This is a genomic window from Xenorhabdus sp. SGI246 (assembly GCF_040838225.1).
GTDB lineage: Bacteria > Pseudomonadota > Gammaproteobacteria > Enterobacterales > Enterobacteriaceae > Xenorhabdus > Xenorhabdus indica.
This window is the reverse complement of record NZ_JBFPEZ010000115.1, coordinates 1-5483: the sequence shown is the minus strand read 5'-3', so window position 1 is coordinate 5483 and position 5483 is coordinate 1. Positions and strand designations below refer to the sequence as shown.

Sequence of the window (5483 nt, the reverse complement as noted above, 5' to 3'; positions counted from 1 at the left end):
GCAGAACGGGGCGGATATCCCGGATAAGAAGGCGTTTGTCAATAATGTAGGGGCCTACCCTCAAACTGGAGGGAAAGTTGCCGGTGAGGTCATTTGTCAACGGCTCATCCTTGAAGCCGAGGTGCCCTATTTGACCGGGTTTAACTCTCAGGGGAAACGACAATTTTTCTGTGGCCGGGCGGGTGATGGGCCATTATATTTAAAGAATGATACGACAGGAGCAGCATTAAAAATTACGGATCGCTTTTATTTTAACAATCAAATCATTCCAGATGACTACAGTAATTTCGACCAGCGTTATCATATTCAGGGTGAAATCCGATTATTCCCGTTCCGCCCGAATGAATTGCCTGCTGGTTGGCATCACTGTAATGGGGATAAGCATCACATCACCTCTGCTATTGGCAGAGCTTTAATACAATTATCTGGCAATTATAAATCTGATTTCAGGATCACCAGCAGCAGTGGATATATAAACCTGCCCAATTTTTATTCGGAAGGTCGAGGACTATTCCTGCGTCCGTCAACTTCACCTGGTCAAATCGTTCAGGATACATATCGTGCTCACGCTCACCCTGATGTGGTGAGTAGTATCGATAGTACACGGATTGTTGACTACAAAGATGATGTGGCTGTGGCCTGGTTTAACTCTGTAGATAAACGCAGGCCGGGAAAAATCCGAACCGAAGGCATGGCTGGAGGAACCGAGACCGCCCCTGTCCATATCGGCATGACCCCGGCTATCTTTTTGGGAGTATAAAATGAAAAATTATTATTTTGATGAAACAAAATCCCATCACCCATTCACGTTTATCACAGAGGCATCACCCGGCTCTTACCCGCCAGATAATGCTATCAGAACCGAGCCACCGAGCAGGGAAGGCTACTGGCCATGCTTGATCGACGGACAATGGGAACTGCTGCCGGATCATCGGGGAAAAACCGTTTACAGCATCACCACGCGACAATCCCTGCGGTGTGAGGAGGTCATTATGCCGGAGGGGTATACGGATTTAGTACCCCAAACGATGTTTGATAACTGGGACGGGAAGCAATGGGTAACGGATATCGCCGCACAACAGGAGTATGAAGTACAGCAGGCAGAATATGAAAAGCGGCAATTATTGAATGCGGCCACAGAAAAAATTGCGATTTGTCAGGACGCCGTTGACCTCGACATGGCAACCGAGGAAGAGAAAGCGGCTCTTGTCGTCTGGAAAAAATACCGTGTCCTGCTCAACCGGGTAGACTGTTCCACTGCCCCCGATATCGCATGGCCGGAACCGCCGAAGTGAGGGTGTGATGGGCTTAATGGTGAGGAGTTGGAGCAGAAGAAATAATTTTGTAATTGGATAGAAGCAAGAGCCACTATTTCGGTGGCTCTTATTGTTATTAAATGAAATTAGACTATCAACTAAAACATCACCTTTAATATAAATACTTCACAAGTCAAGCTACTTTTTTAGCGGCCTCCATGCGCATGATTTCCGCCCTTTGATGAATTTCCTTCATAATAGCTTCAAGCTTTAAAGCACTTTCATAAAGATTATTTAGACTTTTCATGTGGATATTCCTTATTAATGATTTATCATATTACCATTGTGGACTAACTAAGGTATTGCTTCTAATGTCATTGTGGGCGCGTTCGCAATATTCTGCATCAAACTTTTCAATCCCAATTAGCAGGGAATCAGCAAACAATAAACCTTGTTTAACGTTTTGCAGATACATCAAAGCTGTAACAGAGTTCATACTATCAGCCTTGTTTTCTAAATCTTTTTCAAAGTTTTCAGCTTCTGACTTCATATAAGAAAATAACTCTTTTAATTGCGATAATGATGGGTCAGTAAGCTTGTGCATACCATCAATACCAAGCTCTTCAAACAATAGAGAAAGACTATCTAATGTTCTTGCTACAATCTTAACAAGCGTATCAAATTTATATTGATCTAGTTGATTCATAATATATTATTGTCTTTTGTGATGTTAAAAGGGAAGAGGATCAGCAGATGATAAATAACCCATGGAATGGAGAGCCGATACTCAAATTTAACTTACCCACATCACGAATCAATCCAATCTAAGGGCGAAAGACATACTAAATGTATAATGTTTGGCAACCCTTTTTTCAAGTGGATGGCTTAACAATTATACTACCTATTGGTTAATCCGTGACAGAACTGTAGCTTAACTAATCAACAATAATGTATTGTTTTGGTCAGCTAAAAGTCATCTTATTTTTTCATAAATTTGATCTAGTTAAATTAATTCACATTATATTTATTAGAGTATTTTACTTTTTATTCGTTTTCTTAATTTAATTATTACTTATCGGTAGTTATAATAGAAAGAGAGCTAATTTATAGGAGTGTGATAAAAAATATATTTCAAATTGAAACAATATCCATTCTTACATATTTATAAATGTAATTTTTCCCCACTTCCCACCCCTCGCCCCTTAACTTCCGCTCCTTTGATAAAATCATTTAAAATCAAAAAGTTAAAATATTTTTATATGTAACTCATTGATTTAATTGAATGCCGTCTCTGTGCCAGAAATAAGTAAAATCAACGGGTTATCTAAAGGTGGGATATCTCACCTTTTGGAATCCTTCCGTTTCAAACGGAGGCGTGAAATTAACTGTAGGGATTCCTTAGTTTAAGGAGTCATCAATCTCAGAGGTTCAACTACGAAATTTTCGTAGTTTATATTTTCGCCAACAAGGAGTCCTTAATCTCAGGGGTTCCTCACTTTGGTAAAAGGTGGGACGTAATTGGGACGCGATGTTTTTCACATGCTTTCGATGTTTTTCGAACTTTTGCGAAGTGAAGCGCTGTGAGCTGCGGTTTTCGCTGTATATATTTGATTTAACTGATAGTTCTATGTTCTCATAATCGCTTGGTCGCTGGTTCAAGTCCAGCAGGGGCCACCAAATTTATCAAGGGGTTGCATCAAAAGTGCGACCCCTTAGTTTTTTCTAGGATACCCATAGGATACCTTCTGGCAGTAGCGCGAGGTATAACCGATTAACACCGCTACGGTAATGAGCCGTTGTCGTATTTCTCTCTGTGATACTTATCACATCACCTGAACATACGATGCTTGCCTTTCAGCTTCCCTAATCACTACTTGAAGTTCAAAATGCCGTGAGTTCTAAAAATGGCTAAGTGTGACCTCAAGAATTGATGAGCAATTATTCCAGTGGATTATTGCGAGCGTGACGCTCAATTAATCGACCATACGAATCAAAATAGCGACTCGGCCAAATTTCAGAGGGATGTATTTCGAGATAGTTAGCAATAATCCATTCGCCTTTAGGCCACGGACGGCTAAGAGTATTTGCCAGTGTCGATGAACTGAGACCAGATTCACGAGAAACAGCCGCTAAGGTCGTTCCACGCTTACGTAGTGCAGCAATAATATCGGCTTGATGCCAGTCAGCTTTAACATTATTCATTCCTGCTACCCCTTCCATTAATTGAGAAACTTGATGGTGGCGATTCAAGCAAGGTTCGCATTACCGGGCTAAGATTCCGGTGAGGCCGAAGCCTCCCCTGCCTGAATCACCATTGAAAGGGTGAACGAGGTCACTGGTAGAAACATCCTACCAGTGTTCTTAGCTCAGGGATGCGAAGCCCTGACCACTAGATTTTGCTAGTGGCGGGGCTACTTTAACTGATTGGTTTATTGGACTCAATAAGCAAACCAGTAAAAATGCTTACCTTTTTACGTTATATATCATCAAACGCTTTGAGTCGCTGCCGTTCACTTGAGGTAAAGGCCAAAGCTCATCAGAGACCCTATATATAGGTCAAAACACTAAATGCTCTGACCTTGTGAAAAAAATTGTGACGGAATCTATTGGAGGATTAAGAGGTAGCTAACTGGTATTTTGTACTTTTATTGTTTGACGTCCGTGTCCAGATGTCGAAAGATCCAATTTGGAATCAGTGACAGCAATCCACAGAGAAATTAAGACCGCAATTATTCACCCTTAGCCGCAGGCATTTGAACCCGAACAGAAACAAATCTTCCATCGGGAATATCAATTAAATCACCGTCAGAATAACCTTCCCTCATATTTCTGGCGAAAGCAGGTGCATCTGAATGTTCGCGGTGATAGGTCATTAATTTGATAGATCCATCGGATAGGACTTCATGATCGACCCAAAGCAATGGGAGCTTGTTTTTACAAAGCGGGATATCTATTCCGTTATCTATACCACCCCATGCGCCATCACTATTTAATCCCATAATACCTTTGATAAGGTATATCCCTTTGGAAACACGTTCCACTACTGCACCTTTAGACCCGTCATTTGTTTCAAATTTTCCATCACTCCAAAGATTGATTATGGCTGAGGATAACTTGAAGTTACCATTTGAATCCATGAAAGTATTTATACCCAATATGGAAAATTGACTCCATGTTTGAAAAGATTCGTTCGCTGCTACTCTGGATCGTATCCATGCTATATTACGATATGCATCGAATGCCAATTGTGTAGCCCACCAAGCGGGTCCTATTGTCAAATATTTCATTGCCTCCGGTCCTCGCGGGGAATCAGAGGGGACTGGCGCAGACCCCCTCTGATAAAAACCTGTTTTTCCGGCTAAATCTTCCACTGTTTGGCCTGGTTCTACTACAGTACCAGAGCCCCCAATACCAAAATCCCCAATTTTCAGTGCATCTGCTAATCCTATGTTTTTGACAAACTCAGTTTTATCAGGAATATCCGCTCCGTTTTGTTTTTTTTCAAATAGAGATTAGAATTATTGTTGAGAGCGTTTTGGTTGGCGATATTGGCTAGATCATATGCTTTTTTAACAGCTTTAGATGTTGCTACGGTTATTTCACTGTCACTACCTGTTTCATTACTGAGTGTAACAAATCCCGGTTCTGCTTGAGTCGCATATGGATGATTACGGCTTTTGGCATGTTCCTCAATAGCTTCTTTGAGTGAGTCTTTAACATATTCTGGTGTTGTAACAACCACAAGATTATTATCGTCTAAAACCTTTGAATCAGACTTTTTATCTTGATTACTCATATTTATTCCCTCATTTAATCAACAATACACATTGCTAAATAACATGAAGGCGGTGGGATACTTCTCCGCCGGTGAACATCAATAAAATGGTTCATCAATACTGGAGAGTACGGCTTGATTTAATTCAGTAGGCTAATTGCATGCTTTAATGGCAGGATGACATAAAATAACAGACGGGGAATTAATGAACTTTATCAGATGACTGATAAAACTTGGCAAAGTGAAGATAAACTTTCTCACCTTTTAAGCTATCGGTTTCATTAATCTCTATACTGCACGTAAATTAACCTGAGTTCTGGATAAGAAATTGACGAAGTGCCTGTTCCAAGAGCAAAGTTTTAGTGCTGGCTAAAAAACGCTCTACGGAGGAACAGGCAATGAACAAGCTAGTTGAAATTTTCTGCGATGTCGATGGTGCGCTGGGAAAAGCT

Annotated in this window: 5 protein-coding genes and 1 pseudogene; 2 read left to right on the top strand and 4 right to left on the bottom strand. The window is 40.8% G+C overall.

Annotated elements, in window-relative coordinates:
- Together ABLA85_RS18070 and ABLA85_RS18065 are read left to right on the top strand one after the other, a co-directional pair.
- A pseudogene (locus ABLA85_RS18070) lies at nt 1–760 on the top strand (hypothetical protein); the annotation flags it as partial.
- 232 nt (nt 761–992) lie between these two features.
- Nucleotides 993–1295, top strand: a complete 303-nt coding sequence (locus tag ABLA85_RS18065; RefSeq protein WP_367965718.1) for a tail fiber assembly protein — start codon at nt 993–995, stop codon at nt 1293–1295.
- 298 nt (nt 1296–1593) lie between these two features.
- Here ABLA85_RS18065 and ABLA85_RS18060 read toward each other — a convergent pair whose 3' ends face one another.
- The 4 genes from ABLA85_RS18060 to ABLA85_RS18045 all read right to left on the bottom strand — a co-directional run bounded on the left by ABLA85_RS18060 (nt 1594) and on the right by ABLA85_RS18045 (nt 5052).
- Nucleotides 1594–1962, bottom strand: a complete 369-nt coding sequence (locus ABLA85_RS18060) for a hypothetical protein (protein WP_367965717.1) — start codon at nt 1960–1962, stop codon at nt 1594–1596.
- Nucleotides 1963–3194: 1232 nt separating this feature from the next.
- Nucleotides 3195–3458, bottom strand: a complete 264-nt coding sequence (locus ABLA85_RS18055; protein WP_367965716.1) for a helix-turn-helix domain-containing protein — start codon at nt 3456–3458, stop codon at nt 3195–3197.
- Between the two features lie 527 nt (nt 3459–3985).
- Nucleotides 3986–4543, bottom strand: a complete 558-nt coding sequence (locus ABLA85_RS18050; protein WP_367965715.1) for a hypothetical protein — start codon at nt 4541–4543, stop codon at nt 3986–3988.
- 158 nt (nt 4544–4701) lie between these two features.
- Nucleotides 4702–5052, bottom strand: coding sequence for a tail fiber protein (locus ABLA85_RS18045; RefSeq protein WP_367965714.1), 351 nt, complete (start codon nt 5050–5052; stop codon nt 4702–4704).
- Nucleotides 5053–5483: the final 431 nt, after the last annotated feature.